This window comes from Thermomonospora sp. CIF 1 (assembly GCF_001896795.1).
GTDB classification, from domain to species: domain Bacteria; phylum Actinomycetota; class Actinomycetes; order Streptosporangiales; family Streptosporangiaceae; genus Thermomonospora; species Thermomonospora curvata.
In genome coordinates this window covers 1-26,911 of the sequence record NZ_MOYN02000003.1, presented here as the reverse complement: position 1 = coordinate 26,911, position 26,911 = coordinate 1, and the positions used below count along the sequence as shown (strand labels likewise).

Annotated in this window: 28 protein-coding genes and 1 pseudogene; 23 read left to right on the top strand and 6 right to left on the bottom strand. The window is 72.1% G+C overall.

The window, feature by feature from the left end; all coding sequences use genetic code 11:
* Nucleotides 1-12: 12 nt before the first annotated feature.
* The 13 genes from BUE48_RS01130 to BUE48_RS01070 all read left to right on the top strand — a co-directional run bounded on the left by BUE48_RS01130 (nt 13) and on the right by BUE48_RS01070 (nt 11,790).
* Complete coding sequence (locus BUE48_RS01130; protein ID WP_012850613.1) at nt 13-1,482, top strand: MDR family MFS transporter; 1,470 nt, start codon at nt 13-15, stop codon at nt 1,480-1,482.
* A gap of 356 nt (nt 1,483-1,838) precedes the next feature.
* A complete protein-coding gene (locus BUE48_RS01125; protein ID WP_286988397.1) occupies nt 1,839-2,711 on the top strand; it encodes a thioesterase family protein in 873 nt (290 codons plus the stop codon).
* 74 nt (nt 2,712-2,785) lie between these two features.
* On the top strand, nt 2,786-3,205 hold the full coding sequence (locus BUE48_RS01120; RefSeq protein ID WP_012850611.1) for a holo-ACP synthase: 420 nt from the start codon (nt 2,786-2,788) through the stop codon (nt 3,203-3,205).
* Complete coding sequence (gene fabD, locus BUE48_RS01115; protein WP_286988395.1) at nt 3,205-4,233, top strand: ACP S-malonyltransferase; 1,029 nt, start codon at nt 3,205-3,207, stop codon at nt 4,231-4,233. Before BUE48_RS01120 ends, fabD begins: the two co-directional genes overlap by 1 nt.
* On the top strand, nt 4,230-4,973 hold the full coding sequence (fabG, locus tag BUE48_RS01110; protein WP_012850609.1) for a 3-oxoacyl-ACP reductase FabG: 744 nt from the start codon (nt 4,230-4,232) through the stop codon (nt 4,971-4,973). The genes fabD and fabG overlap by 4 nt, the downstream gene beginning before the upstream one ends.
* A gap of 49 nt (nt 4,974-5,022) precedes the next feature.
* The gene (locus tag BUE48_RS01105; RefSeq protein ID WP_012850608.1) at nt 5,023-5,310 is read left to right on the top strand and encodes an acyl carrier protein; all 288 of its coding nucleotides are present in this window, start codon (nt 5,023-5,025) and stop codon (nt 5,308-5,310) included.
* On the top strand, nt 5,307-5,792 hold the full coding sequence (fabZ, locus tag BUE48_RS01100; protein ID WP_012850607.1) for a 3-hydroxyacyl-ACP dehydratase FabZ: 486 nt from the start codon (nt 5,307-5,309) through the stop codon (nt 5,790-5,792). The genes BUE48_RS01105 and fabZ overlap by 4 nt, the downstream gene beginning before the upstream one ends.
* A 213-nt stretch (nt 5,793-6,005) precedes the next feature.
* A complete protein-coding gene (locus BUE48_RS01095) occupies nt 6,006-7,028 on the top strand; it encodes a glycine cleavage T C-terminal barrel domain-containing protein (RefSeq protein ID WP_012850606.1) in 1,023 nt (340 codons plus the stop codon).
* Between the two features lie 5 nt (nt 7,029-7,033).
* Nucleotides 7,034-9,472, top strand: a complete 2,439-nt coding sequence (locus BUE48_RS01090; RefSeq protein ID WP_012850605.1) for a beta-ketoacyl-[acyl-carrier-protein] synthase family protein — start codon at nt 7,034-7,036, stop codon at nt 9,470-9,472.
* A 1-nt stretch (nt 9,473) separates the two neighbouring features.
* Nucleotides 9,474-9,830, top strand: coding sequence for a holo-ACP synthase (locus tag BUE48_RS01085; RefSeq protein WP_012850604.1), 357 nt, complete (start codon nt 9,474-9,476; stop codon nt 9,828-9,830).
* On the top strand, nt 9,830-10,588 hold the full coding sequence (locus tag BUE48_RS01080) for an SDR family NAD(P)-dependent oxidoreductase (protein WP_286988390.1): 759 nt from the start codon (nt 9,830-9,832) through the stop codon (nt 10,586-10,588). Before BUE48_RS01085 ends, BUE48_RS01080 begins: the two co-directional genes overlap by 1 nt.
* Nucleotides 10,589-10,627: 39 nt before the next feature.
* The gene (locus BUE48_RS01075; RefSeq protein ID WP_286988388.1) at nt 10,628-11,041 is read left to right on the top strand and encodes an acyl-CoA thioesterase; all 414 of its coding nucleotides are present in this window, start codon (nt 10,628-10,630) and stop codon (nt 11,039-11,041) included.
* 170 nt (nt 11,042-11,211) lie between these two features.
* Nucleotides 11,212-11,790: a tetratricopeptide repeat protein gene (locus BUE48_RS01070; RefSeq protein ID WP_012850601.1), complete on the top strand. Its 579-nt coding sequence runs from the start codon at nt 11,212-11,214 to the stop codon at nt 11,788-11,790.
* 63 nt (nt 11,791-11,853) lie between these two features.
* Here the strand turns inward: BUE48_RS01070 and BUE48_RS01065 are convergent, their stop codons facing one another.
* Nucleotides 11,854-12,351, bottom strand: a complete 498-nt coding sequence (locus tag BUE48_RS01065; RefSeq protein ID WP_012850600.1) for a hypothetical protein — start codon at nt 12,349-12,351, stop codon at nt 11,854-11,856.
* 108 nt (nt 12,352-12,459) lie between these two features.
* Between BUE48_RS01065 and pyrE the strand changes: the two genes are divergently transcribed.
* Nucleotides 12,460-12,996 (top strand): orotate phosphoribosyltransferase, encoded by a 537-nt coding sequence (gene pyrE, locus BUE48_RS01060; protein ID WP_012850599.1) that lies wholly within the window; start codon nt 12,460-12,462, stop codon nt 12,994-12,996.
* Between the two features lie 79 nt (nt 12,997-13,075).
* Here the strand turns inward: pyrE and BUE48_RS01055 are convergent, their stop codons facing one another.
* Entirely contained in the window at nt 13,076-13,453 is a 378-nt protein-coding gene (locus tag BUE48_RS01055) for a hypothetical protein (RefSeq protein WP_052305368.1), read from the bottom strand.
* An 81-nt stretch (nt 13,454-13,534) separates the two neighbouring features.
* Nucleotides 13,535-14,227: a DedA family protein gene (locus BUE48_RS01050; protein ID WP_041439153.1), complete on the bottom strand. Its 693-nt coding sequence runs from the start codon at nt 14,225-14,227 to the stop codon at nt 13,535-13,537.
* A 269-nt stretch (nt 14,228-14,496) separates the two neighbouring features.
* Here BUE48_RS01050 and fbaA point away from each other — a divergent pair, with 269 nt between their 5' ends.
* The 5 genes from fbaA to BUE48_RS01025 all read left to right on the top strand — a co-directional run bounded on the left by fbaA (nt 14,497) and on the right by BUE48_RS01025 (nt 18,711).
* Nucleotides 14,497-15,519 carry a class II fructose-bisphosphate aldolase gene (gene fbaA / locus BUE48_RS01045; RefSeq protein ID WP_012850596.1) on the top strand — a complete coding sequence of 341 codons (1,023 nt, stop codon included), beginning with the start codon at nt 14,497-14,499 and terminating at the stop codon, nt 15,517-15,519.
* A 138-nt stretch (nt 15,520-15,657) separates the two neighbouring features.
* Nucleotides 15,658-16,119: a winged helix-turn-helix transcriptional regulator gene (locus BUE48_RS01040; protein ID WP_012850595.1), complete on the top strand. Its 462-nt coding sequence runs from the start codon at nt 15,658-15,660 to the stop codon at nt 16,117-16,119.
* Nucleotides 16,120-16,190: 71 nt separating this feature from the next.
* Nucleotides 16,191-16,700 carry a GNAT family N-acetyltransferase gene (locus BUE48_RS01035; RefSeq protein ID WP_148232884.1) on the top strand — a complete coding sequence of 170 codons (510 nt, stop codon included), beginning with the start codon at nt 16,191-16,193 and terminating at the stop codon, nt 16,698-16,700.
* A gap of 32 nt (nt 16,701-16,732) precedes the next feature.
* Nucleotides 16,733-17,152 (top strand): DUF3151 domain-containing protein, encoded by a 420-nt coding sequence (locus BUE48_RS01030; RefSeq protein ID WP_012850593.1) that lies wholly within the window; start codon nt 16,733-16,735, stop codon nt 17,150-17,152.
* A gap of 275 nt (nt 17,153-17,427) precedes the next feature.
* The gene (locus BUE48_RS01025) at nt 17,428-18,711 is read left to right on the top strand and encodes an adenylosuccinate synthase (protein WP_012850592.1); all 1,284 of its coding nucleotides are present in this window, start codon (nt 17,428-17,430) and stop codon (nt 18,709-18,711) included.
* Between the two features lie 163 nt (nt 18,712-18,874).
* Here the strand turns inward: BUE48_RS01025 and BUE48_RS01020 are convergent.
* A pseudogene (locus BUE48_RS01020) lies at nt 18,875-19,792 on the bottom strand (MFS transporter); the annotation flags it as partial.
* 186 nt (nt 19,793-19,978) lie between these two features.
* Complete coding sequence (locus BUE48_RS01015; protein WP_012850590.1) at nt 19,979-20,431, bottom strand: carboxymuconolactone decarboxylase family protein; 453 nt, start codon at nt 20,429-20,431, stop codon at nt 19,979-19,981.
* Nucleotides 20,432-20,478: 47 nt separating this feature from the next.
* Here BUE48_RS01015 and pdxR point away from each other — a divergent pair, with 47 nt between their 5' ends.
* Together pdxR and BUE48_RS01005 are read left to right on the top strand one after the other, a co-directional pair.
* The gene (gene pdxR / locus BUE48_RS01010) at nt 20,479-21,891 is read left to right on the top strand and encodes a MocR-like pyridoxine biosynthesis transcription factor PdxR (RefSeq protein ID WP_286988378.1); all 1,413 of its coding nucleotides are present in this window, start codon (nt 20,479-20,481) and stop codon (nt 21,889-21,891) included.
* Nucleotides 21,892-22,049: 158 nt separating this feature from the next.
* On the top strand, nt 22,050-22,973 hold the full coding sequence (locus BUE48_RS01005; protein WP_148232883.1) for a glycerophosphodiester phosphodiesterase: 924 nt from the start codon (nt 22,050-22,052) through the stop codon (nt 22,971-22,973).
* Between the two features lie 59 nt (nt 22,974-23,032).
* Here the strand turns inward: BUE48_RS01005 and BUE48_RS01000 are convergent, their stop codons facing one another.
* On the bottom strand, nt 23,033-24,106 hold the full coding sequence (locus BUE48_RS01000) for a magnesium and cobalt transport protein CorA (RefSeq protein ID WP_012850587.1): 1,074 nt from the start codon (nt 24,104-24,106) through the stop codon (nt 23,033-23,035).
* Nucleotides 24,107-24,546: 440 nt separating this feature from the next.
* Here BUE48_RS01000 and purD point away from each other — a divergent pair, with 440 nt between their 5' ends.
* Together purD and purB are read left to right on the top strand one after the other, a co-directional pair.
* Complete coding sequence (gene purD, locus BUE48_RS00995; protein ID WP_286988375.1) at nt 24,547-25,794, top strand: phosphoribosylamine--glycine ligase; 1,248 nt, start codon at nt 24,547-24,549, stop codon at nt 25,792-25,794.
* A 68-nt stretch (nt 25,795-25,862) separates the two neighbouring features.
* Nucleotides 25,863-26,911: adenylosuccinate lyase (gene purB / locus BUE48_RS00990; protein ID WP_286988373.1), on the top strand; the 1,049-nt coding region annotated here is incomplete at its 3' end.

Sequence of the window (26,911 nt, the reverse complement as noted above, 5' to 3'; positions counted from 1 at the left end):
GGGGAGCCAGTCATGTCCGCAACGCAGGCCCCCGCGACCGAGGGCCGGGAGTTGGAGTCCGGTCCCTCGCGCTGGCTGATGGTCGCAGTGCTGGGCGGGATGTTCCTGTCCATGCTGGACCAGACGATCGTGGGCCCGGCGCTGCCGGACATCACCGCCGACATCGGCGGCGAGAACCTCTACTCCTGGTTCGTCTCCGCCTACCTGCTCACCACCACGGTCAGCGTCCCGCTGTATGGACGGCTGTCGGATGTGTACGGGCGCAAGCCGCTGCTGCTCACCGGACTGGGGATCTTCATCGCCGGTTCGGCGCTGTGCGCCCTGGCGCAGACCTCCTGGCAGCTCATCGCCGCGCGCGCGCTGCAGGGACTGGGCGCCGGCGCGCTGATCCCGCTGTCGCTGGCCCTGCTGTTCGACCTGTTCCCGGGCAGGGCGATGGGCAAGGTGCAGGGCTGGATCGGCGCCGTCATGGGGGTGAGCTACGTGACCGGCCCCATGCTGGGCGGCCTGCTCAACGACCATGCCGGCTGGCCCTGGATCTTCCTGGTCAACGTGCCCATCGGGGTGGTGCTGGCCGCCGTGGTGGTGATCCGGCTGCCCCACCGCCCGGGCACGGCCGAGCGGGCCCGGCCCGACTACCTGGGGATCGCGGTCTTCTCCGCGGCGGTCAGCCTGCTGATGGTGGGGCTCACCCAAAAGGGGCTCACCGGAGCCGACGGCCGCCTGCACCACTGGACCGACTGGCCGGTGCTGGGGTACCTGCTGGCCGCCCTCGCGCTGCTGGCGGTCTTCCTGCTCATCGAGCTTCGGGTCAGCGAGCCGCTGATCCCCCTGGGCCTGTTCCGCAACCCCGTCTACACCGCGACCAACGTGGCATCCTTCGCCACCGCCTTCGCGATGTACTCGGCCATCATCTTCCTGCCCCGCTACCTGCGGGACGCCCGTGACTACAGCGCCGTGGCCTCCGGGGTGCTCATCTACCCGCTGCTGATCGGCATCGTGGTGGGCAGCTTCGCCGCCGGTGCGATCATCGGGGCCACCCGGCGCTACAAACTCCTGCTGGCCTCCGTGCAACTGCTGACGGGCATCGGCGCGGTGTGCTTCCTGTGGCTGGAGGCGGACACCCCCCTGCCGGTGCTGTCGGTGTGGATGGCGACCCTGGGCCTGGGGATCGGGCCGATGCTGTCCGGACTGACCATCACCGTGCAAAACAGCGTCCCGATCGAGCACATCGGGACCGCCACCGGCAAGGTCACCTTCTTCCGGCAGATCGGGGGAGCGGTCGCGCTCACCTTCGCCGGGTCGATCTACATGGAGACCATGACCGACCACGCCCCGGCGGTCGGTCCGCAGCAGGCCGCGGCCGAGGCGGCCGCCCAGGTGCTCCCGTTGCTGGGGGCGCTGGGAGCGGGCACGGCGTTCCTGGCCATGCTGCTGGTCCCCCGGCGGCCGCTATGGCTGCTGGGCGATGGCGGCGATTAGCGCTTCTCAAGCTCACGCCGCCCTGCGACCACATTTCCCAGACCGTTATGCCAAGGAGCGTGGTCACCATCTCGCCGCATCCAGGCCGCCCCGAAAACCGCCGCTCCTCACCGGCCCGCCGGCGGCCCGCTCCAGGCGCCGGACATTTGAATGAGCCGAACCGGCGGCACGGGCCGGCGACACCGCCACCGACCCTCGATACGGCATTTCTGCCACCACATTTTGGGACACCCGATAAATCTGCTCCGACATGCCGCCCCAAACCTCCGCCGCAGATTTGAAACAGTGATTCACCTCACATTGACGCCCCTCACTCCGCATTTTAACGTCATATCAACACAACACATCACACAAATTTGACTGGGGCCGAACTCGTGGATTCACATACATCTGCTGAAAGCAGTTCAAGAATCCCCGAAACACGCCTTGAAGAGATTCCGCAAGGCTGGAAGTCGCAGGTCGGAGCAAACGGCGGGTACCTGGCCGCCACCGCGTTGCAGGCGCTGGCCGGCGCATTCGGCGACGGGTGGCGGGCCCGCTCGCTCAGCGTCCACTTCGCCTCCCCCGTCACCCCGGGACCCGTTCTGATCAGCACGAATGTCGAGCACACCGGGAGACGGACGGGCATCGCGCAGGCACGGGTGAGCCAGGGAGAGCGCCTTGCGCTGACCGCGACGGCGACCTTCACCCCCGGCCTGTCCGGCCCGGAGTTCACCGAGGCGGCCATGCCGAACGTCCCCGAAGCCGACCTTTGCCAAGTACTTCCCGAAATCCCCGACCTGCTTCCAGAATTCTTTACTCAATTCGAACATAGACCCTGTCTGGGCGCACTTCCGTTCAGCGGGGCGACCGACTCGCAAACCGCCTCCTGGGTCCGCCCCAGGGACCTGGTCTACAAAAACGAAGAAGCACTGCTCACCGTGCTGAGCGACTGCTGGATGCCGGCCATGTTCACCCGGCTCCCGGAGCCGAAAACAATGGCCACGCTCAGCATGAACATCCACTTTCGGAACGCTCCCGGCGGCCTGCGGGAACCAGGCCGGGAACATCTGCTGGTCGTCGCGCATTCCCGGCTGGCGCATTCCGGACTGTGCGACCAGCACATCGACATATGGAGCGCTCCCGGAACGCTGCTGGCCCAGGCGCATCAGCTGTGCATGCTGCTGGAGCCGCGCGGCGGAACCCAAGACCACCACCGATCCGACGATCGAGAAATGAGCACGATATGAACACCTCGCACGGCCACTGGAGGATCACTCCCGCCGGGCCGGCGACCGGCCTCGGCGGATGCGGGGGATGGTCGTTGTCCGCCGCGGACGGCGCCCGCTTCACCGACTCGGGAGGGGTCGACCTGGCCGACGCGCTGCGGCTGGGCCGCGCCGCGGAACGCACCGGGCCCGCGGTGCTGGCGCGCGCCCTGACCGAGCGGGAGCTTTGCGAGTGCCGGCTGGCGGGCGACCGGTTCATCACCGAGGCGGCCATCCGGTTCTCCATCAAAGAAAGCGTCGTCAAGGCGCTCGGCGGGCTGCCGCCGGGAGGACGGCTGCGCGACATCGAGGTGGGCCCGGCCGCCGGGGACGCGCTGCACCGCCGGGTCCGCCTGCACGGCCCCGTCCGGGAGCGCGCGGCGGCCCGGTCCGGGGAGGAGCTGCGCGCGGGCGCCGCCGAGTGGGCTCCGGGACTGGTCCTGGGCTGGGCGATCGGAACCACGGGACGGTCATGATGGAGACGACCGCGTCACCGGCCGCGCCGGTCTTCGTCTTCCCCGGCCAGGGCAGCCAGTACCCGGGAATGGGACGCGACCTGGCCGCCTGCGGACCGGTGGCCAGGGAACTGGCCGCCCGGGCCGAGACCGCCACCGGGCTGGCGGTCTGGGAGCTGATGCACCGCGCCGACGCCGCCGCCCTCGCCGACCCGGAGGTCGCGCAAGTCCTGGTGTTCGTGGCCGGCGCGGCCCACTGGCGGGCGTTCACCGAGCGGGGGTGCCGTCCCGCCGCCGTGGCCGGGCACAGCCTGGGCGAGTACACCGCGCTGCTGGCCGCCGGCTGCCTGGACTGGGAACAGGCGCTCTCCCTCGTCCACACCAGGGGCAAGGCGATGGCCCGGGCCGCGCGCCGCACACCGGGCGCCATGGCGGCGATCGTCGGGATCCCCGCCGAACGGCTCGAGCAGATGTGCCGGCAGGTGGCCGACCGCTCCGGGCAGACGGTGGTCATCGCCAATCACAACACCCACCGGCAACTGGTGGTGTCCGGGCACGCCGAGGCGGTCGAGCTACTGATCGCCCAGGCCCGCGACGCCGGGGCGCTGCGCGCCCGCCGGCTCCCCGTCGGCGGCGCCTACCACAGCCCGCTGATGGAGCCCGCCGAACGGGAGATGGCCTCCGCCCTGGACCGGGTGAGACTGCGACCGCCGCGCCTGCCGCTGGTGTCCAGCGTGACCGGACGGCAGGTCACCGACATCGACGCCTACCGGGACGTCCTGCGCGGCCAGATCACCGCCCCGGTGCGCTGGGACCGGTGCATGGCCGCCCTGCTGGAGCACGGCGCGCGGACCTTCATCGAGACCGGGCCGGGCCGGGTGCTCACCGGGCTGGGCCGGGAGCTGGCCCGCCAGGCCAAGCACCACAGCGCACAGCAGGCCCTCCGGATGCCGGACCTGTGGCGGCCCGCACGGCAGGGCACCGCGCCGCCTCTTGGCGGCGGCCGCCCCGGAACCACCCCCTTTTCGACCATGGAGGCCCGGCGATGAACGTTGAGGGCAAGGTGGCCCTGGTGACGGGCGCGTCCAAGGGCATCGGGCTGGCGATCGCCCGCAGCCTCGCCGAGGGCGGCGCGCGGGTCCTGCTGAACTACCGCAGGGACGAGGAGGCCGCGCAGCGGGCGCTGGCCGAGATACGGGCCCTGTCGCCGGACTCGGCGCTGATCCGGGCCGACGTCGGCGACCCGGAGGCGATCAGCCGGATGTTCCGCACCGTCAAGGCCGACTACGGCGGGCTGGACCTGTTCGTCAGCAACGCCGGCATCACCGACGACGGATACGCGCTGATGATGAGCCGGCGCAAGTGGCAGTCGGTGATCGACACCAACCTCACCGGCGCCTTCCTGTGCTGCCAGGCGGCCGGGCGGATGATGCTGGCCCGGCGCCGCGGGGCGATCGTGGCGGTCGGCTCCACCAGCGGGCTCGTCCCGCCGGCCGGGCAGGTCAACTACGCCGCCTCCAAGGCGGGGCTCTTCAGCCTCGTCCGGGTCCTGGCCAACGAACTGGGCCAGTACGGCGTGCGGGTCAACGCCGTCGCCCCCGGCTTCATCGACACCGCGATGACCCGGGCGATGCCCCCCGGCCGGCTCAAGGAGCACCTGCAGCACGTCCCGCTCGGCCGGGTGGGACGCCCCGAGGAGGTCGCCCCGCTGGTCCGCTTCCTGCTGTCGGAGGAGGCCTCCTACGTGACCGGCGCGGTGATGGTCGTCGACGGCGGGCTGACCAGCTGATCGCCGGCCGCCGCCCTATCCCCCATCCCGTCCAGAAAGGAGACAGCTCATGCCCATGACCCTCGCCGAGGCCCGCAGCCGGGCGGCCCGCCGCCAGGAGCTGTGCAGCGCCGTCAAGAAACTGATCGTCGACCGGCTCGACCTGGACGTGGACCCGGCGCTGATCGGCGACGACCAGCCCCTGTTCGGCCGGGGGCTGGAACTGGACTCCATCGACACCCTGGAGCTGGCCGTCTCCATCCAGGAGGAGTTCGACGTCGTGATCGACGACGACGACCGGGAGAGCCTGATGTCCATCAACCGCCTGGTGGACCACCTGGAGGCGAACCTGCCGTGACCGTCGCGCCTGCGTTCGCCGCGCTCGACGCCGACGACATCGCCCGGATGCTCCCGCACCGTCACCCCTTCCTGCTGCTGGACCGGGTGATCGAGCTGGAGCCGGGGGTGGCGGGCACGGCCATCAAGAACATCTCCGTCAGCGATCCGGTGCTGGCCGGTCACTTTCCCGGCCGGATGATCTACCCGGGCGTGCTGCTGGTGGAGTGCATCGCCCAGCTCGCCGCCGTCGTCTACGGCTCGGGCGCGCTCAGCGCGGCCGGCTCGGCGGACCTGTCGGCGGCGGCCGGCCGGGTCGGCTACCTCGCGGAGATCAGCCGGGTGAAGTTCCTGCAGCCGGTGCGCCCGGGCGACCAGCTGCTGATCAAAGCGAAGACCACCACCCGCGTCGGCTCCCTGATGTCCGTCCAAGGCCAGATCTCGGTGGGCCGTGACCTGGTCATGACCGCCCGGCTGGGCGTCACCGAACGCACCGACCACTGAGCCTTTTCACGCACGTGCCCGAGGTCGTGACGCCGCAGGTCACGGCATCGGCTGCGGCCCGCGGCAGCGGCGCGTTGCAAACGGCTCACCGAAGCCCCCTTTCCGTTCCGGCCGGCGTTCGGCGACGGGCGGCGGTGCCCGTCCACCCCCGCCCGCACGCCGCGGCCGCACAACTCCCTCCGTCCGACCGCGAAGAGGAGACAGGCGTCCGACATGAACGAAGTGCACACCTCGATCGAGGACGAGTACACGGCGCTGCGCAACGGCTGCGGCCTCATCGACTACCAGGGGATCGGGCTGTTCCAGGTTCAGGGACCGGGCGCGATCAGGTTCCTGAACGAGGTCACCACCCGCAACATCGAGTTCCTGCTGGAGGAGCAGTCCTCCACCGCCCTGGTGCTCGACGACGCCGGGCATGTCATCTCCGACGTGCTCGTCCACTGCCAGGGGACGGAGTTCCTGGTCGAGGTCGAGCCCGCGCGGCGCGCCCGCACCTGGGAGCACCTGCGGGCGGTGGCCGAGTCGCTGGACTACGTGGAGCTCACCGACGTCAGCCCGGCCCGGCGGGTGTTCGGGGTCGAGGGGCCGGCCTCCTTCCGCATCGCCCAGCACTTCCTGTCCTTCCCGGTCAGCTCGCTGGCCTACCGGGGCTTCACCACGGTGCGCTGGCGCGACCATGAGCTGCTCCTCAGCCGGACCGGCGTGACCGGCGAGTACGGCTACAAGTTCCACATCGATGCGGCCGGCGCCGAGGAACTGCGGCAGGAGCTGCGCTCGCTGGGAGCGCTGCCCGTGGGGTCGGCCGCACTGGACATCTGCCGCACCGAGATGCGCTTCGTCGACCTGGACGCCGAAGGCGGCCGGGAGTGCTTCCCCTTCGAGGTCGGCCTGCAGTGGATGGTGGACATGCACCACGACTTCCGCGGCAAGGAGGCCCTGGCCCGCCGGATCGACGAGGGCTTCCCGCGCCGCCCGGTGTGCTGGACGGCCGATCCGGAGCTGGCCGCCCCGCCCGCCCCCGGCACCGCGCTGTCCATCGAGGGCCAGCCGGTCGGCGAGGTCACGCACGCCGTGCGCTCCCCCGGCCTGGGCCGGGTGATCGGCACGGCACGGCTGGATGAGACGGTGGCCGCCGTCGACGTGGAGCTCACCTTGGCGGGCGCCGCCTCGCCCGCGGTGCGGACGGTGTCGGCCCCGTTCCTGATCCCGGCGAGCTTCAACGTCAAGCCGGAGTGATCCCGATGGCATCGGCGAACACTCGGGAACACGCCCCCGAAGGCGTCGTCATCACGGGCCTGGCGGTGGTGTGCGCGCTGGGTTCCCAGACCGAGCAGGTGTGGCGCGCGGTCCGCGACGGAGAGTGCGGCGTGCGCCCCACCCGGCACATCGACGTGTCCACCCTGACCTGCCGCTACTCGGCCGAGATGGTGCAACTGCCAAGATCGGGGCCGCAGCGGCGGGACCGGGCCACCACGATGACGCTGCAGGTCGGGCAGGCCGCGATCGAGTCGGCCGGACTGCACCCCCGGCAGCTGGACCCCTACCGCTTCGGCGTGGCCATCGGCACCTCGGTCGGCGGGCTGGAGTCCGGCGAGCGGTTCCACGCCGAGCTCATCCACCGCGGCCTGGAGGAGACCGACCGCACCCACCTGCTGTCCTATCCGCTGTACACCTCGGCGGACGAGCTGAGCACCGCCTTCGGCGCCAAAGGACCGAAGGTCGTCATCTCCAACGCCTGCGCGGCGGGCGCGAACGCCATCGGTTACGCGGCCGACGCGCTGCGGCTGGGCCGGGCCGACGTCATGCTCGCCGGCGGCGTGGACCCCATCGACATCCTGTCGCTGGCCGGGTTCGACAGCCTCAAGGCCCTGGACTCCCAGCCGTGCGCCCCCTACTCCCGCAGCGGCGGGCTCAGCCTGGGAGAGGGCGCGGCGATCCTGGTGCTGGAGACCGAGTCGCACGCCGCGGCGCGCGGCGCCACCGTGCTCGGGCACGTGCTGTCGTACGCGCTGACCAGCGACGCCCACCACGCCACCGCCCCCGACCCGGGCGGCGAGGGGGCCCGCCGCGCCATGGCGGGGGCGCTGGCCGAGGCGGCGTGCGGGCCGGAGGAGGTGGACTACGTCAGCGGGCACGGCACCGGAACCCCCGCCAACGACAGCGCGGAGCTGCGGGCCTTCGGCAACCTGTTCCCCGACCCGCAGCGTCCCCCGGTCAGCAGCACCAAGTCGCAGGTGGGGCACACGCTCGGCGCGGCCGGGGCGATCGAGGCGGCGATGTGCGTGCTGGCGCTGCGCGACCAGGTGCTGCCCCCGACGGTCAACGTCGCGCCCGACCGCACCCCCGCCCGCGACATCGTCCCCGGCCGGGGCCGCCCGCACCGCATCGAGACGGTGCTGTCGAACTCCTTCGCCTTCGGCGGCAACAACTGCTCGATCCTGCTCGGCCGCCGCCCCGGCCCCCGACGCCGCCCGGCCCCGCGCCGGGTCGTGGTGACCGGTGCCGGCGTGGTCTCCCCGCTGGGCACCGGCAGGGCCGAGTTCCTGCGCGCGCTCCGGGAGGGGGCGGTGGCCGTCCGTCCCGCGGAACGGCTGGACATCGGCGGGGCCCGCAGCCGGCTGGCGGCCGAGCTGCCCGACGAGCGGCACCGGCGGCTGGTGGACCGTTCTTATGCCCGCCGGCTCGACCAGCTCGGCCTGCTGACGCTGGCCGCCACCCGGCTGGCGCTGCAGGACGCCGGCTACCAGGTCTCCCGGGCCGAAAGCGAACGCGTCGGCATGATCTTCGGCACCGGGACCGGGCCGATGGAGACGGTGGCCGCGCTCAGCGAGACGATCATCAAGGAGGGGCCGCACCGGGTCAACCCGCGGCTGTTCCCCAACTCGGTGATGAACGCCGCCGCCGGGCACGCCTGCCTGGCCTTCCAGATCAAGGGCCCGCTGTCGACCGTGGCGACCGGCTGCGCGGCGGGGCTGACGGCCGTCGGGTACGCCGCCGACCTCATCCGCCAGGGCCGGGCGGACGTGATGATCGCCGTCGCCGCCGACGAGCTGACCCCGCTGCTGCACCTGGGCTTCGACCGGCTCGGCCTGCTCACCGAGACCCAGGTGCGGCCGTATGACCGGCGGCGCTCGGGGATGGCGCTGGGCGCCGGCGCGGTCGCCGTGGTGCTGGAGTCCGCCGAGCACGCGGAGCGGCGCAAGGCGGCGATCGCGGCCGAGTTCGGCGGACACGCCATCACCGCCGACGCCCACCGGGTGGCCGGCAACGATCCCACCGGGGCGGCGCTGGCGGAATGCATGACGCGGGCGCTGGCCGACGCCGGCATTCCCCCCGAGCGGGTCGGCGGCGTGTACGGCGACGCCCGCGGCGTCCGCTCCATCGATCTGCTGGAGGCCAGGGCCATCGGCCGGGTGCTGCCCTGGGCGCAGGTGGCCTGCCTGAGCGGGCAGAGCGGGCACATCAACGCCACCACTCCGCTGCTGTCGCTGGTCAGCGCGCTGGAGAGCTGCCGTTCGGGCTGGCTGCCGCCGATCCGGGGGCTCTGTGAACCGCTGCCCGTGCCGGCCCTGCGCACGTCCGTCCCCGCCGGCGCGGCACGGCGGGACGCCTATCTGGTCAACGCCATCGGCTGGGGCGGGACCTACGCCTCGGCGGTGCTCACCGCCTGGGACGGGTGAGATGCCGCACGGTTCGATCCAGCTGGAGGTCGTCTCCCTCGGCGCGCAGTTGCGCGCCGAGGCCGACGACCTGCTGTCCGCCGCCGAGCTGGCCTACTGCCTGGGCTTCCTGCGGGCCGAGGAGCACATGGGCGCGCGGGTGGCGGCCAAGCGGGCGGTGAGCCGGCTGCTGGGCGGCGACCTCCGGCACTGCCGGCACCAGATCGAGCTGATCCGCGAGGACACCGGGCCGGTCCGCGTCCGGCTCCACGGCGAGCTGCTGGAACGGGCGCAGCGGGCCGGGCTCGGTGTCCCCCGCGTGTCACTGACCCATGCGGCGGGCCGGGCCGCCGCCATCGCCTGGCTGGGGAGCCGGTGATGGGGCGTCCCGGGCTGAGCGGCAGGGTCGCCGTGGTGACGGGAGCCGCCGGCGGCATCGGCGCGGCGGTGGCGCGGACGCTGGTCGCCGACGGCGCCGGCGTGGTGCTCGCCGACGTGGACGCGGCCGGGGCCGAGAAGGTGGCACGGCGGCTGCGGGAGGAGGGTCATCCCGGCCGGGCGCTGGCGGCGCGGCTGGACGTCACCTCGCCGGCGGACTGGCAGGCGGTCTGCCGGACCGCCTGCCGGGCGTTCGGGCGTCCGCAACTGCTGGTCAACAACGCCGGCGTGCACGGCCTGCACGGGGTGGAGTCCCTCGGCGAGGAGGAGTGGTCCACCGTCGTGGACGTGTGCCAGCGCGGGACATGGCTGGGCATGCGCGCGCTGGCACCGCTGATGCGGCTGGCGGGGGGCGGCTCCATCGTGAACCTCTCCTCGGTGTTCGCGTTGATCGGGACGGGCGCCGCGGTGGCCTACCACGCGGCCAAGGGCGCGATCGTGTCGATGACGCGGACCGCGGCGCTGGAGTTCGCCCCGCAGCGCATCAGGGTCAACGCCGTCTCGCCCGGGATCGTGCGGACCCCGCTCACCGACGGCCTGCCCGCCGGGTTCGTCGACCGCATCGCGGCGGACACCCCGCTGGGCCGGCCGGGCGCCCCGGCCGAGATCGCCGCCGCGGTGCACTTTCTGCTCTCTGACGCCGCCTCGTACATCACCGGGACGAACCTCGTCGTGGACGGCGGGCTCACCGCCCGGTGACCAGCCCAGTTGTCCGTACCGAATCCGCTAGGAGCGCGCATGAGCCACTGGATCCAGACCCCGGTCAAGGTCGGCTGGAACGACTGCGACATGCAGGGGCACGTGTACTTCGCCAGCTACCTGAACTTCCTGGAGGCCGGCCGGGAGGACCTGGCCGATCAAATAGGCATCGACCGCCGGGACTGGCCCCTGGTGGTCACCGAGATGAACGTGCGCTACCACTCGCCCGCCTTGTACCGCGACGAGCTGATCGTCTGCACCCGCATAGAGGTGCAGAGCGTGCGCTGCCGGTTCTACCAGCGCATCTTGCGCAAGCACGGGCGCGAGCTGCTGGTGGAGTCCACTTTGACGGTCGCCTTCCACGGCGAGCGGGGGATCCGGCTCAGCCGCGTCCACGAGCTGCACGACCTGTATGAGAACTTCCTGAAACAACGGCAGGGAGCCCTCAACTAGCCCCATCCGGCGTTGCGAGGAAAGGCCACCCTTCCGCAACAGGACGCTCTCGATGAGGACGGGGGCCGTCCGGGTCGCGGCGGGCTCCGGACGCCGGGCGAGCCGAATCCGATTCGCTCACATCCGCAAATACTCCGCTTCGAGCCCCGGCCGGCGGGTAGCGTTGAAGTGTGACGCACGTGACGGAAGACGACCTCGACGATCTGGAGTTCGACACCCTGCGCACTGGCGATCACGCGTCGGCGGCGCGGCGCCTGTCGGAGCTGGCCGCGTCGGTGTCCGGAGGGGTCTCCCGCGCCAAGGTGCTGCTGCGCGCCGGCGAGCAGTGGCAGCACGCGGGCGACCACGCCAAGGCGGCCGAGCTGTACCGCCAGGCCATCGAGGACGGCGGCGAGACCTACGGCGACCCGCGCGCCTACCTCGCCGACGCCCTGTTCGAGCTGGACCGCGCCGACGAGGCCCGGGACCTGATCGAGCAGATCCGCGCGGACGAGCCCCGCGACCCCGAGGTCTACCGGACCGTCGCGGAGGTGCTGTACGCGCACGGCGACCCCGAGGGCGCCCACGACTGGGCGACGGCGGGCGTCGAGCTGGTGCTGGCGTTGCGCGAGCGCGGCGAGGAGGACGTGGAGATCGCCGAAGACAGCCTGGAAGGGCTGCTGAGGCTGCGTTACCGGACCCGGGTCGACCTCGGCCGTCCCGAGGACGACTACGACGCCATGCTGGACGACCTGCTCAAGACCTCCTGATCTCGCTTCCCGTCCGGCCGGTGGCCCGCCGCCCCGGCCGGACGGGCGCGCCCAGGGGGCGTCTTAGAGCGCGCGCACCAGGTCGCTCAGCGCCCGGGCCAGGTCCCCGCCGGCGGGCAGGGCGGCGACCTGCCAGCCGCGCAGCCGGGCCAGGCGCACCGGCGGCGTCCGCTCCCCGCGCGTGCTCAGGTACCCGCACGGGGCGTCCGGCCAGTCCGCCGGGACGGGAGGTGCGCCGTGGCCGTGGTGATCATGGTCGGTGAACCGGCGGGGGACGGGCAGTTCGGCGTCCAGGAACACATAACCGCCCACCGTGCGGTGGGCGGCGCGCTGGGCGGCGGCCACGGCCGGCAGCAGCGGCCCCGCATCACCGCCGCCCACCAGCACCAGCGGCGGGTTCGGGGCGGCCGCGGAGATCACCAGCGAGGCCCGCGCCACGTACCGCATCCCCTCCTCCTCCCGGATATCGGGGGCGATCACATCCAGCCCGTGGGAGCGCAGCGCCTCCGGAAGCTCCCCCCACAGGCCGGCGGTGGTGCGGGGAGGGTGCAACAGGATCATCGAACCGGGCGTCAAGGCGCTACCCCATGCTGTGGAAACGGCGCGGCATCAGGCGGAAGGCGCACCGCCTGCGCTTCGCCACGATACGCCGCGACTAGGGTTCTTGGCGTGAACGACCGCGAAGAGCTGCTGCAAGAGATCAAGAAAAAGGCCGTGGTGCACGGCGATTTCGTGCTTTCCTCCGGGCAGCGCGCCACCTGGTATGTGGACCTGCGCCGGGTGACGCTGGACGGGACGGCCGCCCCCCTGGTGGGGCGGGTGATGCTCGACCTGACCGCCGACCTGGACTACGAGGCGGTGGGCGGGCTGACGTTGGGCGCCGACCCGGTGGCCACGGCCATGTTGCACGCCGCCCACGCCCGGGGCCGCAGGCTCGACGCGTTCGTCGTTCGCAAGGCGGGCAAGACGCACGGCCTGCAGCGCCGCATCGAGGGCCCGGACGTGGCGGGCCGGCGTGTGCTGGCGGTGGAGGACACCTCGACCACCGGTGGTTCGGTGCTGACCGCCGTGCAGGCGCTGCGCGAGGCGGGGGCCGAAGTGGTGGCGGTGGCGACCATCGTGGAGCGGGGAGCCGCCGACCGCATCCGCGCCGAAGGGCTGGAGTACCGCTCCGCCTACCGGGTCGCCGATCTGGGCGTCGGCTGACGGCCGCCGGGAACGCATCGTGCCCGCCGCCGGTTCCGGCGATCCGGTCTCCCGGCCGCGGAACCGGCGGGGGCGCCTGTCAATCCTCCGGAGCCTCCACGATCCACTCGCCACGGCCGCGGCCGTTTCCGTCCTCGACGACCTTGCCGTAGATCCGCACCACGACCGCGCTGGAGTCCTCCACGACGACGTTCAGCGGCGTCTGGGTGTACATGCGGGTCTCGCCGGTGGCGAGTATCCCCTTCTGCAGGACCTCGCCGCCGCCGGCCACCTGGACGAAGACGTTGGTGGGCGGGCCGGTGACGGTGATCTGCAACGGGATCTGCGAAGAGCCGGCCGACTGGCCGGAGTCACCGGCGTCCAGCTCCCTGGAGACCGTGTCGCTCGGGGCGGGGCCCGGTGCCGGTGAGGTGAGCGCATTGATCAGCGCGTAACCGCCGATCACGACCAGAGCCACTGCTGCCAGCACCGCCAGGGCCGCAACGAATATGCGCGCTAGACCTCTAGGGTCCGACCGATGACGTCCCACATGGGGAGATTAGCGAGAACTTTCACCGCTCAGCGACGGTCGGGGCTCTTCGGGGCCGCCGTTGCGCGCCTCGCGGCGTCCTTTCATCACCTCACGGACGATCGGAATCACCGAAAGCAGGACAATCACGATGATTCCGGGCAGGATGTAGGTCTCGATGTTCGGGATCTTCGAACCGAGGAAGTGCCCGGCGATGAAGAGCCCGTCGGTCCAGATGATCCCGCCGATCACGTTCCAGACGAAGAACTTGCGGGCGTCCATGCCCAAGATCCCGGCCAGGGGGTTGAGGAAGGTCCGCACGATCGGGATGAACCGGGCCAGCACCACGGCCTTGGCCGGGCCGAACTTGTCGAAGTAGTACTCGGCGCGCTCCACCCACTCCTGGCGGAAGATCCTGGAGTCGGGACGGTCGAACAGCTTGCGCCCGTACTTGGCGCCGAGCCAGTGCCCCAGCTGGGCTCCCGCGATGGCGCAGATCGGCCCCCCGACCAGCAGCACCGGCAGCGACAGCGGCTGGTCCAGTCCGATGCCGGCGGCCGCCGACCCCACGGTGAAGATGCCGGCCGCGAACAGCAGCGAGTCACCGGGCAGGATGCAGCCGAACAGCAGCCCCGTCTCGGCGAAGATGATGGCCAGCACGCCGACCACGCCGAAGGCGACGATCAGGGACTGCGGGTCAAGGAAGTTCAACGCGAGATCCACACGGCGAGCTTAACCGGCTGGAGCTCGCCTTTCCCCCCGAAGCGGCAGACCGCCCACTCTCATTCGCCCCAGCCTGCTCCGCCGTCCCGGCGGTCCCCTCCCGCGGCCTTGGGACCGCTCCAGCGCGCCCCGGCTGTGTTTCACCTGCGACACTCCGGGATACTTGGCCCTAGGCTGGCCGGTGGCGTAGCCCCGAGGGGCGGGCCCCAGTCACAGGGCTGGTCATGGCACCTCGCTGCGGACAGGCGTGAAGAGAGAGGACTTGCGCAATGCCCATCGCGACCCCTGAGGTCTACGCGGAGATGCTCGACCGCGCCAAGGCGGAGGGTTTCGCCTACCCCGCGATCAACGTGACCTCGAGCCAGACCCTGAACGCCGCCCTGCGCGGTTTCGCCGAGGCCGAGAGCGACGGCATCATCCAGATCTCCACCGGCGGCGCCGAGTACCTGTCCGGCACCGCCGTCAAGGACATGGTGACGGGCGCGGTCGCCTTCGCCGAGTACGCCCGGGTGGTGGCCGCCAAGTACCCGGTCAACATCGCCCTGCACACCGACCACTGCCCCAAGGAGAAGCTGGACGGCTTCATGCGTCCGCTGGTGAAGATCTCCCAGGAGCGGGTGGCCAAGGGCCAGGAGCCGCTGTTCCAGTCCCACATGTGGGACGGCTCGGCGGTGGAGCTGCGGGAGAACCTGCAGATCGCCGCGGAGCTGCTGGAGGAGTGCGTCAAGGCCCGCACCATCATGGAGATGGAGATCGGCGTCGTCGGCGGTGAGGAGGACGGCATCGTCGGCGAGATCAACGAGAAGCTCTACACCACCACCGAGGACGCGCTGGCCACCGCCGAGGCCGTGGGCGTGGGCGAGAAGGGCCGCTACATCCTGGCCGCCACCTTCGGCAACGTGCACGGCGTCTACAAGCCGGGCCACGTGAAGCTGCGCCCGCAGGTGCTCAAGGAGATCCAGGAGGCCGTCGGCGCCAAGTACGGCAAGGACAAGCCGTTCGACCTGGTCTTCCACGGCGGCTCGGGGTCCACGCTGGAGGAGATCCGCGAGGCGGTGTCCTACGGCGTGATCAAGATGAACATCGACACCGACACCCAGTACGCCTTCACCCGCCCGATCGCCGACCACATGTTCCGCAACTACGACGGCGTGCTGAAGGTGGACGGCGAGGTCGGCAACAAGAAGACCTACGACCCGCGCTCCTACGGCAAGGCCGCCGAGGCCGGCATGGCCGCCCGCGTGGTGCAGGCCTGCCAGGACCTGATGTCGGCGGGCAAGAAGCTGAAGTAACACCCCTTTCCCCGTACACCTTTCCCTGTTCGCCGGCCGTGGCCGCCCCCGCCCTCGGGGGCGCCGCGGCCGGCGCGCCTTTCGGAGCCGGTTGCGCACGGCCACGTTGTGTGACGCAACGCGGGTAGTCTGAAAGGCGTGGCGCTGCCCCGTACCTACGAGAACCAGAACTGCTCGATCGCCCGGTCGCTGGAGGTGGTGGGCGACCGGTGGACGCTGCTGGTGATCCGCGCCGCGTTCGAGGGGGTGCGGCGCTTCGACGATTTCGCCGAGCATCTGGGCGTGGCGCGCAACGTGCTGGCCGACCGGCTGAACCGGTTGTGCGCCGAGGGCATCATGCGCAAGCAGCGCTACCAGGAGCGCCCCGACCGCTATGAGTACCGGCTGACCCGCAAGGGCGTGGGGCTGTGGCCGGCGATGATGATGCTGCTGAAGTGGGGCGACCGCTACTACGCCACCGACGGCCCGCCGGTGCTGGTGGTGCACCGCGGCTGCGGCGGCACCCTGACCGACCGCCTGACCTGCGACTCCTGCGGCGCGCCGCTGGGCCCCACCGACGTGGAGGCCAGGCCCGGCCCGGGCGCCCGGACATCCGCTTAACGGCAACGCCGCGGCGCTGTGTGACGCATCTTGAGTTGCTTCATGAAACTCAACGAGGTCCAATGGGTTTCATGACACAACTCATCAGTGAGAGCCGGACCCTGGAGCTGAGCGACCTCCGCGTGCGCCCCTACGGCATCACCGACGCGCCCCGGCTGCGCCGCATGTCCGACCGCCTGTCCGAGCGCAGCCTGTACTTCCGGTTCTTCATCGGCACCCCGCGCATCCCCGAGATCTATGTGCGGCACCTGGACCGGCTCGACCACTGGGACCACGAGGCCCTGGTGGCGCTGGCCGACTACGACATGGTGGGCGTCGCCGAGTACATCCGCGACCCCGCCGACCGCACCCGCGCCGAGCTGGCCGTGCTGGTCGCCGACCCCTGGCAGCACCGCGGGGTGGGACGGCTGCTGATCGGCGCGCTGGCCCACACCGCCGTCCGGCGCGGGATCACCGCCTTCGACGCCGGGGTGCTGCCCGGCAACGACCCGGCGCTGGCGGCCATCAGATCCCTGTGGCCGCAGGCCCGCCCCCGCTACGAGGACGGCTCGGCGCGCTTCCGGCTGCCCCTGGCCGCCTGACCCCTCCGGGCGTCCCGTGCGCCCCAACTACCATGGCGGCCATGAGCCAGAACCTGCTCGGCGGACCGCCGCCCACCGAACTGCCAGAGAACGCCGAAGCCGAAGCCGCGCTGGAGAAGGGCATGGATCCGGCCGAGGTGGCCGCCAAATACCCCGCGTTCTCGGCCGCATGGGCCGCCCTGGCCGACCGGGCGTTCGAAGCGGGCAAGGTGATCGAGTCCTACGCCTACGCCCGCACCGGCTACCACCGCGGGCTCGACCAGCTGCGGCGGGCCGGCTGGAAGGGCCACGGCCCCATCCCCTGGGAGCACGCGCCCAACCGGGGCTTCCTGCGCTCCCTGCACGCGCTGGGCCGCGCCGCCGCCGCCATCGGCGAGGACGAGGAGGCCGAGCGCTGCCGCACCTTCCTGCGCGACAGCAGCGCCACCGCCGCCGAGGTGCTGGGCGGCTGAACGCGCCGAACGGCCTGATCACAACACCTTCGTAACCCCGCCGCTGTTTCCCGGCGACCCGCGGGCGGGTACGATTTGCACGCAAGAGGCCCCTTCGCGCTTGCGCCCAAGGGGCCTTCGTCATGAGAGGGGATGTGGCCGACGCCGCGCCGGCCGGTGCGCCGCGGAAGGGGATGACCTGATGCCCGCCATCGTGCTCGTCGGACCCCCCGGCCGTGACGGCGGCCGGAGCCGAGGGCGGCTCCCCCACCGATTGCCGTAGAAGGAGATAGCTGATGCCTGCCATCGTGCTTGTCGGAGCCCAGTGGGGGGACGAGGGCAAGGGCAAGGCCACCGACCTGCTCGGCGGACAGGTCGACTACGTCGTCCGCTACCAGGGCGGCAACAACGCCGGGCACACCGTCGTCATCGGAGACAACAGCTACGCCCTGCACCTGCTGCCCTCGGGGGTGCTGTCCCCGGGCGTGGTGCCGGTGATCGGCAACGGCGTGGTGATCGACCCGGGCGTGCTGCTCAGCGAGATCGACGGGCTGGCCGAGCGGGGCGTCTCCTGCGAGCGGCTGCTGATCTCGGCGGACGCGCACCTGATCATGCCCCACCACCGGGCGCTGGACAAGGTCACCGAGCGGTACCTGGGGCGGGCGCGGATCGGCACCACCGGCCGCGGCATCGGCCCGGCCTACGCCGACAAGATCACCCGGACCGGCATCCGGGTGCAGGACCTGTTCGACCCCAACATCCTGACCCAAAAGCTCGACCTGGCGCTGCGCGAGAAGAACCAGGTCCTCACCAAGGTCTACAACCGGCGGCGGATCGAGACCGCCCCGATCGTGGAGGAGTACCTGGCCTACGGCGAGCGGCTGCGCCCCTACGTCGCCGACACCACCTTGGTGCTCAACCGGGCCTTGGACGAGGGCAAGGTCGTGCTGCTGGAGGGCGCCCAGGGCACGTTGCTGGACATCGACCACGGCACCTACCCGTTCGTGACCTCCTCCAGCCCCACCGCCGGCGGCGCCTGCGCCGGGTCCGGCATCGGCCCCACCAAGATCAGCCGGGTGATCGGGATCCTCAAGGCCTACACCACCCGGGTCGGCTCCGGGCCGTTCCCCACCGAGCTGCGCGACGAGATGGGCGAGTACCTGCGCAAGACCGGCGGCGAGTACGGGGTGACCACCGGGCGCGACCGCCGCTGCGGCTGGTTCGACGCGGTGATCGCCCGCTACGCCACCCGGGTCAACGGCATCACCGACTACTTCCTGACCAAGCTGGACGTCCTGTCGGGGCTGGAGCGGATCCCGGTGTGCGTCGCCTACGACGTGGACGGGGTGCGGCATGAGGAGATGCCGATGTCGCAGACCGAGTTCCACCACGCCAAGCCGATCCTGGAGTACTTCGACGGCTGGCAGGAGGACATCTCCGACGCCAAGACCTTCGATGACCTGCCGCCGAACGCCCAGGCCTACGTCCGCGCCATCGAGGAGATGTCCGGCGCCCCGATCTCGGCGATCGGCGTCGGCCCGGGCCGCGACCAGACCCTTTCCATCCGCCCGCTGGTCTGACCGCGCCGGTCACCGGGCACCGCGGATTGCGAACGGCAGCGCCGCCAGGGCCATCGCGCCGCCCGCCCACAGCACGGCGGTCAGCGCGAGGGTGTCGACGACCCAGCGCGCCGAGCGCGATGGACAGGTTGAACATCGAGGTGTACAGCGAGGTCGAAGCCTCGGTGGCGGTGGGCGAGGATCTCATGATCCAGGTCTGCAGGGTCACCGGGACGGCCCCGTAGCCCAGGCCCCACAGCACCAGCGGCCCAGCGACGGCGGCGACGCCGTCGCCGCTCAGCGCGACCAGCGCCGTCGCCGCCGCCAGGGTCAGGCAGATGGCGACGACGGTGGCCGCCAGGCGCCGGCCGATGAGCGCGCCCGCCAGGAAGTTGCCGCACAGCCCGGCGACCCCGAACACCAGCAGCAGCACGCCGACCGTCTCGTCGGGCACGTCGTGGCCGGAGAGCACCGGCCGCACGAAGGTGTAGGCGAGGAAGTGCCCGGTGACGATCAGGAAGGTCAGCGCCAGCCCGACGCGCAGCCCGGCGTTCGCCCGGAAGGCCCGGGGCAGGTCGGCGAAGGTGATGGAACGTTGCGGCGGCAGCGGGGGCAGGAGCAGGACCAGCCCGGCCAGCGCCGCCAGGCCCAGCGCGCCCACGGCGGCGAACGCCGTGCGCCAGCCGCCCAGGTCGCCCAGCAGCGTCCCGGCGGGGACGCCGAGCACGGAGGCGGCCTCCACCCCGCCGAAGATCACGGCGGTGGCGCGCGGCACGTCCTCGGGCCGCACCAGGCGGGTCGCGATGCCGCCGGCCAGCGCCCAAAAGCCGCCGACCGCCACGCCGATCAGCACCCGGGCGAGGAGGATCAAGGCGAATGCCTCGGCCAGGGCCGAGAGCAGGTTGGCGGTGCCGACCGTGCCGACCAGGGCCGCCAGCACGATCCGCCGATCCAGCCGGCCGGCGGCCACGGTCAGCAGCGGAGCGGAGACGACGGCGACCAGGCCGGGCACCGTCACCATCAGCCCGGCGGTCCCCTCGGACACGCCCAGCTCGCGCCCGATGGGGCTGAGCAGGCCCACGGGCAGCAGTTCCGAGGTCATCAGGGCGAAGATGCCCAGCGCGACGGCCGAGGCGGCGCACCAGCCGCGGAGCGGGGAGGGCGGCGCGTCGGCGAGCGGTGCCGTGGTCATCGAGGCGGGTCCTCTCCACGTGTCGGGACACGCCACGGGCGGCGGCCCTCGGGCGCGGGCCGCCGCCCGTGCGGCGAAGGATCGTGCGGCGGGGGATCAGGCGGTTCCGGGGGTCTTGCGGGTGGTGACGTTCAGCCGGTTCCAGGCGTTGATCGTGGCGATCAGGGCGATGAGCTGGGCCAGCTCGGCCTCCGCAAAGTGCCGGGCGGCCTCGTCGTAGACCTCGTCGGGCACGCCGCCCGGCAGCAGGGTCATCGCCTCGGTGAGCGCGAGGGCGGCGCGCTCCCGCGCGGTGTACAGGCCGGCGTCCTCCCAGGCGCTGAGCTGGTAGATCCGGTCCTCGGTCTCGCCGGCCTTGCGGGCGTCGGCGATGTGGTAGTCGAGGCAGTAGGCGCACTTGTTGATCTGGGAGGCGCGGATCTGCACCAGGTCGATCAGGGTCTGGTCCAGCCCCTGCCGGGCGGCGGCGTCCAGGGCGAGCATCGCCGAGAAGACCTTGGGGGCGACCTTGGGGAGGTTCATCCGCTGGGGGATCTGCACTGCTTGCATGCCGATGACGCTATCCCCTGATTGACCCCCGGCTATGGTGCATTTTCATGCAAGATCATTGGGTCAATTCCGGGAGCGACCTCCACCTGGAGCTGACCGGGGACGGCACCGTGCGGGAACGGCTGATGCGGGCGCTGCGCGAGGCGATCCGCTCCGGCCGGCTCGCCCCCGGCACCCGGCTGCCGCCGTACCGGAGCCTGGCCGGCGACCTGGGCGTCGCGCCCAACACCGTCGGCGCGGCCTATGCCGAGCTGGTCGCCGAGGGCTGGCTGGTCGCCCGGCAGGGCTCGGGCACCCGGGTCGCCCCGCGCGCCCTGCCGCCGCCGGCCCGGCGTCCGCGCCGCACCGTGCCCGCCCGGCGGCGCCCCGTCCACGACCTGCGGCCGAGCTCCCCGGACGCCTCGGCGTTCCCCCGCACCGAGTGGCTGCGCTCGGCGCGCCGGGCGCTGAACGCCGCACCCGCCGAGGCGTTCGGGGTCGGGGACCCGCGCGGGCGGATCGAGCTGCGGACCGCCCTCGCCGAGTACCTGGCCCGGGCCCGCGGGGTCCGCACCACGCCGGACCGGATCATCGTCTGCGCCGGGTTCGCGCACGCGCTGCGCCTGCTGGGCGAGGTGCTGGAGGGCCCGGTGGCGGTGGAGGCCTACGGGCTGGGCTTTCACCGCTCGCTGCTGACCGGGGCGGGACTGGACACGCCGCCGCTGCGGATCGACGAGGGCGGCGCCCGGATCGACGAGCTGCCCGGCACGGGGGCGCGGGCCGTGCTGCTCACCCCGGCGCACCAGTACCCGACCGGCGGGCCGCTGCATCCCGAGCGCCGCGCCGCCGTCATCGACTGGGCGTCCGCCACCGGGGGGCTGGTGCTGGAGGACGACTACGACGGCGAGTTCCGCTACGACCGCCAGCCGGTCGGCGCCGTGCAGGGCCTGGATCCGGACCGGGTGGTCTATCTGGGCTCGGTCAGCAAGAGCCTGTCGCCCTCGCTGCGTCTGGGCTGGATGGTCGTGCCCGCCCATCTGACGGACGAGCTGCTGCGGGTCAAGGGGGAGCGCGAGCTGTGGTCGGGGGTGGTGGACCAGCTCACCCTGGCGGACTTCATCGCCTGCGGCGGCTACGACCGGCACGTGCGCCGGATGCGGCAGGTCTACCGGCGCCGCCGCGACCGGCTGGTGGCCGTCCTCGCCGAACGCGCCCCGCACATCACCGTCAGCGGTATCGCCGCGGGCCTGCACGCCGTGCTCGCCCTGCCGCCCGGCACCGAGGAGGACACCGTGCGGGCCGCCCGGCGGCACGGCGTGGCCGTCGACGGGCTCGGCGACTACCGGCATCCGGCGGGCGTCATGCCGCCCCGGGACGGGCTGGTGGTGGGGTACGGCACGCCGCCCGAGCACGGGTTCGCGGCGGCGGTGGACGCTCTGGTGCGGGCGCTGCCGCCCGCCAGAACCGGCTACGGAAAGTAATCAACGATCGAGGTGTGGTGTGCACCACTTTATCACCTTATGACGCGAATCACCCGTGGTCACCTCAGCGATGCCGCTACGCTGACGCCAGCGACCGTTGGTGGGGCCGTAACCGTTGGATCGGGGGACGTTTGGTCACTCCTCGTAACGTTCCCGGCGTGACCTTGCCGAACGGACGTATCGAGGTCCATGGGCATCGAGGCGCACGCGGGTTGCGGCCGGAGAACACGCTTCCGGGTTTCGCACACGCTCTCGAGCTCGGCGTGGACGTCATCGAGCTGGACGTGGGGCTGACCGCCGACGGGGTGGTGGTCGTCAACCACGATCAGTCGCTGTCTCCGGTCACCACCGCCGACACCGCGCCGGTCGTCCCCGGCGACCCGCTGTTCCCCTATGTGGGCCGCGAGCTGCGCGACCTGACACTCGCCCAGATCAAGACGGTGGACGCGGGCGTGCGCCGGCTGGGTCCGGGGCAGGACTGCGACCCGTTCCTCCTCACTCAGCTGCCCCTGCCGGGCACCCGGCTGCCCACCCTGGCCGAGGTGTGCGACCTGCTGCAGGGGCTGGAGGAGGTGGACCCGGCCGTCGAGCTGAAGACCGACCCCGGCTGGCCCGACGACGAGGTCCGCCGGTTCGTGCTCGCCGTCGCCGAGGTCCTGGACTCCTTCGGCCTGCTGTCACGGGCCCGGCTGCTGGCCTTCGACTGGCGGGTGCTGGCCGAGGCCCGCATTCACGTGCCGCAGGCCGCCCGGGTCGCCCTGGTGGAGCGCAAGACACTGGCCGACGGCACCGCCTGGCTGGCCGGCCTGTCCGCCGCCGACCCCGCCGCGGCCGCCGCGGACGCCGGCGCCAACGTGCTGTCGCCCGAACACGACCTGGTGACCTCCCGGCTGGTGCACGACGCCCACGGCAGGGGGCTGCGGGTGTCGGTCTGGACGGTCAACGACCCGGTCGATATGGCACGTTTCATCGAATACGGCGTCGACGCCATCGTCACCGACTACCCCGACCGGCTCCACCAGGTGCTGGCCACCTACGACATCCCCCGGCCGCAGCCGCGCACGCCCGTCCGGCTGCCCTGACGCGCCCGGCCCGCCGCGGACGCACCGCTCCCCGGGAGGGGATGCGCCGGGCCGGGGCCCTACAGCCAGCCGTTGCGGCGGAAGCCGCGGTAGAGGGTCAGGCACATGACGGCGATGACGGCCAGCACCGCCATATAGCCCCACTCGGTGTGCAGGGCGGGCATGTTGTCGAAGTTCATGCCGTAGATGCCGGTGACGGCGGTGGGGAGCATGAGGATGGCGCCCCAGGCGGAGATGCGGCGCATGTCCCGGTTGTCGGCCACCGTCACCTGCGTCATGTGCGCGTGCAGGATCGGGTTGAGCAGCTCGTCGTAGGACTCCACCTGCTCGCGGACGCGGGTGAGGTGGTCTTCCACGTCGCGCAGGTACTCCTTGATCTCCGGCGGGACGAAACGCCGCCCGGCCAGCGAGCGCAGCGGCCCGGCCAGCGGGCCGACCGCCCGCTTGAGCTGGATGACCTCGCGCTTGAGCCGGTAGATGCGGCGGGCCTCGTCGCTGCGCTCGGGGGAGAAGACCGCCTCCTCCACCCGGTCGATGTCGTCGGCGACGGCCTCGGCCACCGACATGTAGGCGTCCACCACATGGTCGGCGATGGCGTGCAGCACGGCGGTGGGGCCCAGCGCCAGCCGGGCCGGGTCGGCCTCCAGGCGCCTGCGGACCGCGTCCAGATCGCCGTGCGGGCCGTGCCGGACGGTGACCACGAAGTCGTGGCCACAGAAGATCATGATCTCCCCGGTCTCGACCAGGTCGCCGTCGTCGCCGCCGCGCTCGGCGTACCCGACCGTCTTCATGACCAGGAACTGGACGTCGTCGTAGCGTTCGAGCTTGGGCCGCTGGTGGGCGTGCACGGCGTCCTCCACCGCCAGCGGGTGCAGCCCGAAGACCGGTGCCAGCCGCTCCAGCTCGGCGGCGTCCGGCTCGTGCAGCCCCACCCACACAAAGCCCATGCCGCCGTCGTTGTCGGTCAGCTCCCCGTCGCGGACCAGCCGTACCGCATCGGCGACGGTCTCGGTGTCGACGCGCTGCCCGTCGATGTAGGCGGCCCAGTCGGTGACGGCCGAGCTGCGGGGCGGGGGAACGGCAGGGGCCGCCGAGCCGCGCAGCGGGCGGGCCAGCGGCCGGAAAAGCGCCATGGTCGCCCTGCGTGGACGAACGCGGGTCATTGCCATCGGGGTTCCCTTCCCGCCGGCCGCGAGCACGCAATGGCGCGCTCGACCAACGCCGTGTCAGCGAAGGGAGCGCACGCGTGCCACGACCGGACGCCGGATAGAGGCGGACGGATGAACAGTCACGTTCGGACTGTGCGGGACCTCTGCTGCCGTACTGCAAGGATCACCAGAACTCATCACGACCACCCCCCTTCGTTCCTCGGCGTCAGGGCACAACCTGCAAAAGGGTACCAACCGACAATGAAGACGCCCCAGCCGCGCGGCAAGGTTCACCCGCGGGGCTGTGGCGTCCCTCTCAACCCCAGTCATACACGATCAAGTGCCGCGGGACCGGCGCTTTCGGTGCTTTTGTCGCCGCGGTCACCGTCACCGCCCGCCCGTGCGGCCCGATAGGGTCAGGTGACGTGCGTATCCTCGTCCTCGGCTCCGGCGGCCGCGAGCACGCCATCACTCGCGCCCTGCACCGTGACCCCGCCGTCACCGACCTGCACGCGGCCCCCGGCAACCCCGGAACCCTGCAGATCGCCGAAAACCACGCCCTCGACCCCACCGACGTGGCCGCGGTGACCGAACTGGCCGGCCGGCTGCGCCCGGACCTGGTGGTGGTCGGCCCGGAGGCCCCGCTGATCGCCGGGGTGGGCGACGCGCTGCGCCGGGCGGGCATCGCGGTGTTCGGCCCCGATGCGGCCGCCGCCCGCATCGAGGGCTCCAAGGCGTTCGCCAAGGAGGTGATGCGCGCCGCCGGCGTGCCCACCGCCGACTCCCGGGTGTGTCAAACCCCCGAGGAGGTCGCCGCGGCGCTGGAGCTGTTCGGCCCCCCATACGTGGTCAAGGACGACGGCCTGGCCGCCGGCAAGGGCGTCGTGGTCACCGAGGACCGCGAGCAGGCCGCCCGGCACGCCGCCGCCTGTGGCCGGGTGGTCATCGAGGAGTTCCTGGACGGCCCGGAGGTCTCGCTGTTCGCCCTCAGCGACGGCACCAACGCCGTGCCGCTGCTGCCCGCCCAGGACTTCAAACGCGCGCACGACGGCGACCAGGGCCCCAACACCGGCGGCATGGGCGCCTACGCCCCGCTGCCCTGGGCGCCGCCCGACCTGGTGGACGAGGTGATGACCACCATCGTCCAGCCCACCATCGACGAGCTGCGCCGCCGCGGCACCCCCTACGCGGGCCTGCTGTACGCCGGGCTGGCCCTGACCTCCAAGGGCGTGCGCGTGGTGGAGTTCAACGCCCGCTTCGGCGACCCGGAGACCCAGGTGGTGCTGGACCGTCTGGAAACCCCGCCGGCCGGTCTGCTGCACGCCTGCGCCACCGGCGCGTTGGACCCCAAGACCGCCCTGCAGTGGCGCCCCGGCGCCGCGGTCACCGTGGTGATCGCCGCCGAGAACTACCCGGCCTCCCCGGTCAAGGGCGACGTGATCACCGGCCTGGAGGAGGCCGCCGCCGTCCCCGGCGCGTACGTGCTGCACGCCGGCACCCGCCTGACCGACGAGGGCACCCTGGTCACCGCCGGCGGCCGAGTCCTCAACGTGGTCGGCACCGGCCCCGACCTGACCGCCGCCCGCACCACCGCCTACCAGGCCGTCTCCAAGATCACCATTCGCGGCTCCCACCACCGCACCGACATCGCCCTCAAGGCCTCCCAGGCCTGACCCGGCTCGCAGGCCGCCGTGACCGCGCGGCCGCAAAGCCATGACCAGGTCGGCCATAGACTCAAGTCGTGATCGAGCGGTACACCCTTCCGGAGATGGGGCGCGTCTGGAGCGACGCGCACAAGTACGAGCTGTGGTGCCGGGTGGAGACCCTGGTGGTGGAGGCGCACGCCCAGGCGGGGACGATCCCGGCCGAGGTGGTGGAGCCGATCCGCAAGGCGCCGCCGCCCACCCCGGAGCGGGTGCGTGAGATCGAGGCGGTCACCCAGCACGATGTGATCGCGTTCTTGACGGCGTGGGCGGACAACACCGAGCCGCGGGAGGCCGCCGCCTACGTCCACTTCGGCATGACCTCCTCGGACCTGCTGGACACCGCGCTGGCGGTGCAGCTGGTGGAGGCCACCGACATCCTGCTGGAGAAGGCGGACCGGCTGGTGGCGGTGCTGCGCGACCACGCCCTGGAGCACCGCAACACCCTGCGGGTGGGCCGCACCCACGGCATTCACGGCGAGCCGGACGTGTGGGGGCACCGGGTGGCCGACTTCGCGTTCGCGATGGCCCGCTCCCGGGACCGGCTGCGGCGGGCCCGCGAGGCGGTGGGCGTGATGGCGATCTCCGGCGCGGTCGGCACCTACTCCAACATCGACCCGGCCGTGGAGCGCTATGTGGCCGAGCGGCTGGGCCTCAAGCCCGCCGACGTGTCCACCCAGGTGGTGATGCGGGACGGCATCAGCGAGTGGATCTCGGCGCTGGCGATCATGGCGACGGTGTGCGAGGCGATCGCGCTGGAGGTGCGGCACGGGCAGCGCACCGAGGTGCGGGAGCTGTGGGAGCCGTTCGGCAAGGGCCAAAAGGGCTCCTCGGCGATGCCGCACAAGAAGAACCCGATCATGTCCGAGCGGCTGGCGGGGCTGGCGCGGGTCGTGCGGGCGCAGATCGTCCCGGTCATGGAGGGCATCCCGCTGTGGCACGAGCGGGACATCTCGCACTCGTCCACCGAGCGGATCGCGCTGCCGGACGCGTCCATCGCGCTGGACTACATGCTGCACCTGACCGACCGGCTGATGTCCGGGCTGGTCGTGGACAAGGAGCGGATGAAGGCCAACCTGGAGTCCAC

Coding starts and splice junctions, on each gene's coding strand:
- BUE48_RS01075 (WP_286988388.1), top strand. CDS start 10,628: ATGAGCCACTGGATCCAGACCCCGGTCAAGGTCGGCTGGAACGACTGC.
- BUE48_RS01000 (WP_012850587.1), bottom strand. CDS start 24,106: ATGGCGCTTTTCCGGCCGCTGGCCCGCCCGCTGCGCGGCTCGGCGGCC.
- BUE48_RS01015 (WP_012850590.1), bottom strand. CDS start 20,431: ATGCAAGCAGTGCAGATCCCCCAGCGGATGAACCTCCCCAAGGTCGCC.
- BUE48_RS01030 (WP_012850593.1), top strand. CDS start 16,733: ATGGCGGCCATGAGCCAGAACCTGCTCGGCGGACCGCCGCCCACCGAA.
- fabD (WP_286988395.1), top strand. CDS start 3,205: ATGGAGACGACCGCGTCACCGGCCGCGCCGGTCTTCGTCTTCCCCGGC.
- BUE48_RS01080 (WP_286988390.1), top strand. CDS start 9,830: ATGGGGCGTCCCGGGCTGAGCGGCAGGGTCGCCGTGGTGACGGGAGCC.
- fbaA (WP_012850596.1), top strand. CDS start 14,497: ATGCCCATCGCGACCCCTGAGGTCTACGCGGAGATGCTCGACCGCGCC.
- pdxR (WP_286988378.1), top strand. CDS start 20,479: ATGCAAGATCATTGGGTCAATTCCGGGAGCGACCTCCACCTGGAGCTG.
- fabG (WP_012850609.1), top strand. CDS start 4,230: ATGAACGTTGAGGGCAAGGTGGCCCTGGTGACGGGCGCGTCCAAGGGC.
- BUE48_RS01130 (WP_012850613.1), top strand. CDS start 13: ATGTCCGCAACGCAGGCCCCCGCGACCGAGGGCCGGGAGTTGGAGTCC.
- BUE48_RS01090 (WP_012850605.1), top strand. CDS start 7,034: ATGGCATCGGCGAACACTCGGGAACACGCCCCCGAAGGCGTCGTCATC.
- BUE48_RS01025 (WP_012850592.1), top strand. CDS start 17,428: ATGCCTGCCATCGTGCTTGTCGGAGCCCAGTGGGGGGACGAGGGCAAG.
- BUE48_RS01085 (WP_012850604.1), top strand. CDS start 9,474: ATGCCGCACGGTTCGATCCAGCTGGAGGTCGTCTCCCTCGGCGCGCAG.
- BUE48_RS01065 (WP_012850600.1), bottom strand. CDS start 12,351: ATGATCCTGTTGCACCCTCCCCGCACCACCGCCGGCCTGTGGGGGGAG.
- BUE48_RS01095 (WP_012850606.1), top strand. CDS start 6,006: ATGAACGAAGTGCACACCTCGATCGAGGACGAGTACACGGCGCTGCGC.
- BUE48_RS01105 (WP_012850608.1), top strand. CDS start 5,023: ATGCCCATGACCCTCGCCGAGGCCCGCAGCCGGGCGGCCCGCCGCCAG.
- BUE48_RS01035 (WP_148232884.1), top strand. CDS start 16,191: ATGACACAACTCATCAGTGAGAGCCGGACCCTGGAGCTGAGCGACCTC.